The organism is Sediminispirochaeta bajacaliforniensis DSM 16054, assembly GCF_000378205.1.
In the GTDB taxonomy this organism is placed as follows: domain Bacteria; phylum Spirochaetota; class Spirochaetia; order DSM-16054; family Sediminispirochaetaceae; genus Sediminispirochaeta; species Sediminispirochaeta bajacaliforniensis.
Window position 1 is genome coordinate 1 of the sequence record NZ_KB899436.1, and the last position, 6,129, is coordinate 6,129.

Below are 6,129 nucleotides of genomic sequence, written 5' to 3' on the forward strand. Positions count from 1 at the left end.
TCAGGTTCTACATGGAGTGAACGGAAGTATCTGAATATGGACCTGCTGATTGATTACGATCGGGAGGATCAGGTCTCATAAGTAAATTCTTCAGATTGAGGCAAAAAGAATTTGCGCAAGTTTATTGACACTACCAAAAAGTTTCGATGGATCAGTCCAGAACCAAAGCCGCCGCTTTGTACTGTGTGGCTCTTTCACCCAATAGGTTTCTATGCGCCTCATGGCATACCGACCTTCTGCGGGGTAGGCTATTACACAGTTATTACCCAGAAATGCAGACCTTTTGATTCTAAAAAACTAATCTCTATCTTTTTTTCATTCGAACTGAATTTTATTGAGAATTTGTCCTCTCGTGGTAAATTCATCCAAATGAATTGACTTGGGCCAATAACATAACTCATTAAAGCTGAATTAAAAAACTTATTATTATTTTTATATCTGTGAGGATATTTACTTTCTATAATTTCTGTTTGGTATATTTTGTTGTTTGCAAAATTCACAGATTCAATTACTATATCATTATTGCCATTATTCATTATTCTAATCCAACGTTCATTCTCTTGCGCTTTTTCCAGTACCGGTATTAAAGGAAAGATGAATCCTGTAGATAAATTCTTATAATAAAATACAGATGAAAAAATCTCAATTTTGAAAGAATCATCATTGATAACAATAGCATTTTTCTTACCCAATCTTGCGAATGTCAAATCAAGATATCCACCCGACATATTTTCCTTGTGTCCCATATCATCTGGAGTAGAATAATAATGGACCTTTGACATCATCGTACAACTATCGAAAAAAATTACTACAGTACATATGACAAAAAATTGCAACAATGTTCTAAAAGATAAACCCCTATTTTTCTTCACAGTCAGTTCAAGAAAAATATTTCGCAATAATGAACTCCAACAGTATTTAATATATTGCATTCTAGTTTCCAAGTATTTTATACGGTAGAACATCGAAAATCCCATGCCCCAATGCTCGTACTGTAAAATTAGTCCAACCAGGCACATTATACCATTTTTTTGGAGGAAGGACTGGACTAATATAGTTATAAGTCGCTATATATTTGGGATCTGTCATCGGTAATAAAGTTTTTCCGTCGAACACATATTCACGACTACTAATCCCTAAAAAACCACAATAACTAAGGTATTTCAGCTCAGGATACATATCATGATTATCATGAAAAATTTTCATTTTTGGCGGCAAGTCAGATAGACCTAATTCTTTTACTTCATCGAATGTAAGATGTCTTCCATTCTTTTCATATCTATAGTCTTTATGATAATAAACAACATCTAATGCCGCATTTGCATTCCAGGAGATATCAAACCCTCTTCCGTCGTTATATCCGGTAACACTTCCCCCGGCTCCGATTTTTGCGTGTTCACCGGTATATCCAACACCTACACTAAAAGTGTTACCACTATATCTGAAATCGCCATCCCAGTTCCAATAAAATCCTGCATTTATGGATAACCCTGATGAATTGCCAAATCCAATACCGACACTGCCGCCGTAGTACTCATTCTGGGTAAAATTATATGTTGAATTAACATTTAAACCAATATATCCACTCGTTCCCGTGTAGTAGCCGGCACCACCCCCGATAGTCCCGGTTACATCGCCATTTCCAAAATGATAATCAACTCCCGCGGTTGCTGTAGCTGCAAAGCCATCAGGGGCATGTGGCCCTATTTCTCCATAAAGACCGATAGAACCGCCATCATTCCAACTAATATTTATTCCTCCACCAAACAAACCATTATTTACTCCGATGCTGAACCCATTCGGGCCAATGCTGAAGGTAAGCCAACCTGCCTCCCCCGTCGGATCCGTATAAACAACCGGATTGTTACGACAATACGCATACCGATTCAGCCCATCAAGCACACTGTCGGCCTGCAGAAAGCGACCGAGATAAGGATCGTAATACCGCGCCCCATAATAATAGATCCCGTTCCCGTCGTTGTGCTGGCCGGTAAACTGATAAGGAGTATTTTCGTCGCCAGAGGCATAGAGGGTTTCACCGTAAGGGGAATACGCTAAAGATGAAACGACAGCACCGCTTTCATCGGTCATGCGTACGGCGCTGCCCAGATGATCGATATGAACATAAAGGAGTTCTTCCGAGGCAAGCGCGCTGTCTTCATACACACTTTTTCGCTGCGCTATGCGTATTTCATTGGCAAAGTAGCCAGAGCTTACCGTCGTGGTGGTGCCTTCAAAGCGGACTTCGTAGCCCTTAAAGAAAAAATAGGTTCTTGCACCATCTGCAATAACGGATACCCGTTCTCCCCATGGATCATAGGCGTACGAGCTAAACTTTGTCCCTTCCTGTAAGGTTTTGAGCCGGTTCTCGCCGTCATAGAAAAAATCGCGTTCTTCCGGAACAGAAGTTATATTAGTGAAGCAAAGGGCCCCATGCTGATCCATTAGTTCGGAATCCGACAGACCTACTATTTGGGTTCCTGTAACGCCGTTTACGGGGTCAAAGGAGCCGGTCACAAAGTAGACCTTAGCAGAGTCCTCACTTTCTATGACCTCATCATTGACAGCGACCCTATCGATCCGAATACCGGCTGAGCTGCCTGCCCGGTCTGCCGCATAGTGCACATAAATTGGATCACTGCCGTTCCAGTAACCATGCCAGGTGTACGCTCTTACCTCTTCGTCCTTTAAACACCAGCTCATTTCAAGGCTCTCACCTACCCATAACTCAAGAATGGGTTGCCCACCGTTTACCCCTTCTGCACCTGCCGTTATGGTAATGGCACTGTAGTTAGTAGCTCGCGTCATATCTCCATTGGCATTATATTCGAAGGCTCGAATAGTGTTGCCGCCCGAATCCCGCTGTTCGGTTATCGCATGCGGTTTTGGACCGCAATAAAAATAGGATAGGCCGTTTTTCTGGTAGATATTATCGACATTATCATAGACATACCGTTTATTTTCCGTGGTGCCACGAATATCGGTATCATAATTACTTAAACGATTCCGGTGATCATAGCGAAAATGTTCAGTGTATGCTCCGTTAAAATCATCGGTAAAGGATTTTAGCGTGATGTTATCTGTATCATCATATTTATAATAGGTATTACCGATAACGGTCCCGCCTTTCTGTATGGCGATATTCCGAAGTCGGTAGCTGCAGGGCTGGCCATCAGAACCATCATAGTAGGAATACTGTGTTGAAACACCGTTCCCATAGGTAAATCCTTGAATATTTCCAAAAGGTTCGTAATCCAAAGCGGAAATATAGGTATAACCTGAAGCATTTTCGACTGACCCTAAATTCCCATCATGCAAATAAGAATGGATCAGTTCCTCCCCATCGGGATTAATCTCCCGGCGAATTCTGTCCATGGAATCATACAGAGAATATTGCATGGTTTTGGAGATTCCTGCGAGTTCACGGGTATGGCTGACAACCCTCCCCCGCTGATCGTAGGTAAAGGCATCACTGTTGCCGTTGAAGCTAACTTCAACAAGTTGCCCTATCTCGAAAACAGCAGGATCGGTTCCATAAGAAAAAATGGCTGCCGCTTCACCGTTGACGGTTTTCTTTACCACCCTATTCAGGGAATCATAGGTAAATTTTACCGTATTACCTTCTGCATCTTGCTGTGTCAACAAATTTCCATTTTCGTCATACGCATAGGTCCAAAGGCCCTTATCGGGATCATCGTAGGAAATTTTGTTCCCAAGCATATCAAGCCTGGTAGTAATGACGTTTCCATCCTGATCGGTTATAGTGGTCCCATCTCCAAAATTCGTAACCTTGGTAGATGTATAGGACCGGTTTTGATCAATAAAGGTTTCCGCATTCAGAACATCCCAGGAAGAGGAAAAATTATCCTCGTATGTATATTCATAAACACTTCGCCCGGAAACCTCACGAGCCGTCACATGTCCGGCAGGATCCATATGAATGACAGCACGTTTACCATACAGGGCTTTTGTTGCAGTCTTATCGGTATGGATGGTCCGGACTACTCGACTGGTATCATCGTACACCAACTCGGAGCATACCCGGTCCGATGATTTTCGTTCATTCCCATAATTATAATAATATGAGGTCGAATAATAGGGTACACTGGTTCTCCACTCACGTCCGGCACTATCGTAATGGGAATCAATGGTGGTCCAGCGACCGCCGGTAGCTTCACTCTTGCGCTGCAATTCCCGACCAAGACCATCAGTGTAGACATAGGCAACCAGATAGGAGGCTGTTTCACCTTGTGCAGACTCCTTTACCTCGGTCTTAACCCAGTTGGGTAATCCATCGGATAGAGGAGTAGAATAGGTATACCGCTTGGTCGGCGCAGTTTCGCTGTCTCCGGGAGCGATCTCTTTTACTACACGCCCAAACTCGTCATAGACCTTTTTCCAGGCAACACCGTTTATATCGCTCACTTTTATAGGCTGCATCCGTTCGTCATAGACAACCGTCTCGGCGTTGCCGTCCGCATCGGTTTTACTCACTACATAGGTAGCAAAATCGGAATCGTAGGTCAACTTCGATGAATGACCGGAAGCAGGGGAAACCTCTTTCGAGACTACCCGGGCATCGTCCATCCAGATCAGATTACCGTAATCATCGTAGCCGTACTCCACAGCCGAATCATCAAGGCCGTTCTCAAATTCCTTGCGAGTCACAAGCCCTTCATCCACATACCCGCCCGTGGTATTACCGTCGTACAGATATCGGGTTTCCGATACTGTTGCCAAGCGATTGCCAAGGGTATAGGCATACGTCTGTTCCATTGACGGAACCGAGATATAGCGACTACCCGAATCAAGGGTGATATACTCAAATTCTTTGGTGATGTCGTCGTAGGCATCAAGATTATTCAGCCCCGGCCAGGAAACTTCACCATAGTCGACGGTCTTGAGGCGATTACCTAGTGCATCGTATTCGGGATATTCCACCATGGTGGTCACCGGCTCATCGGTGAAGTTGTAGAAACGTTCCACAACGCGTCGTAACTCAATAGCCCCGTTTTCCGCATTGTTTGCATAGGAGTTCTCTTTGACAGAAAAAAACTTTGCGTTATTGTAATCTCGGCCCCGATAAACCTCGGTTTTCACAACCAGGCCATAGAAGGTATCAGGATCCTGGTTATACCAGGTACGGGTAGTCAATCCTGTTTCCTGATTATGCGCTTCCGTCCATTCAAAACCTAAATTTTTACGTTCGTAACGATAGCCCGATTGAAACAATCCATTATGGTAGGAATATTCGGTGGCCGTGGTATTACCCATTCCGTCATCGATAGATAGTTTGGTTACAAGCATGCGAGAACTTGCGTTCGAAATGACAGGATATGAGGAATTTCCTGGACAGATAGCGCCATTCACATGAGAAACTTGGGTGTATTTCGGGGAGTATAAACAACCAGAAGAATTCTTAATCAAGGATATAAGTTCTTTGCGACCCGTATTACGATATGCCCCTTTTTGCGAAACGCCGTTACTATATCGATGATACAGAATATCTACTAAACCATCGCCATCAAAATCTACTGTCCTTACGCTAAAATTAGGATATCCATCGGCCATGAAATGATAGGGTGGAGCATACTCGGGTGCAGCCTTCCAACCAGATTTTGTATTAAGATATGCCCCTTTTTGCGAGACGCCATTACGCATATACCGATGATACAGAATATCTACTAAGCCATCACCATTTATATCCACTGTCCGTACACTGAAATCCTGATTATACTCATCGGCCATGAAATGATAGGGTGGAGCATACTCGGGTGCAGCCTTCCAACCAGATTTTGTATTAAGATATGCCTCTTTTTGCGAGACGCCATTACGCATATACCGATGATACAGAATATCTACTAAGCCATCACCATTTATATCCACTGTCCGTACACTGAAATCCTGGCTATACTCATCAGCCATGAAATGATAGGGTGGAGCATACTCGGGTGCAGATTCCCACCCTGATCCTGTATTACGATACGCCCCTTTTTGCGATGTGCCGTTGCTATATCGATGATACAGAATATCCACTAAACCATCACCATCAAAATCTACTGTCCTTACGCTGAAATTAGGATACTCATCGGCCATGAAATGATAGGGTGGAGTATATTCGGGTACAGA

2 protein-coding genes are annotated in these 6,129 nt (G+C 43.4%); both read right to left on the bottom strand.

Features of this window, described 5'->3' with window-relative positions; translation table 11 throughout:
• Nucleotides 1-251: 251 nt before the first annotated feature.
• Nucleotides 252-785: a hypothetical protein gene (locus F459_RS0120215; protein WP_154651753.1), complete on the bottom strand. Its 534-nt coding sequence runs from the start codon at nt 783-785 to the stop codon at nt 252-254.
• Nucleotides 786-933: 148 nt separating this feature from the next.
• The gene (locus F459_RS0120220; RefSeq protein WP_026295136.1) at nt 934-6,096 is read right to left on the bottom strand and encodes an RHS repeat-associated core domain-containing protein; all 5,163 of its coding nucleotides are present in this window, start codon (nt 6,094-6,096) and stop codon (nt 934-936) included.
• Nucleotides 6,097-6,129 lie beyond the last annotated feature (33 nt).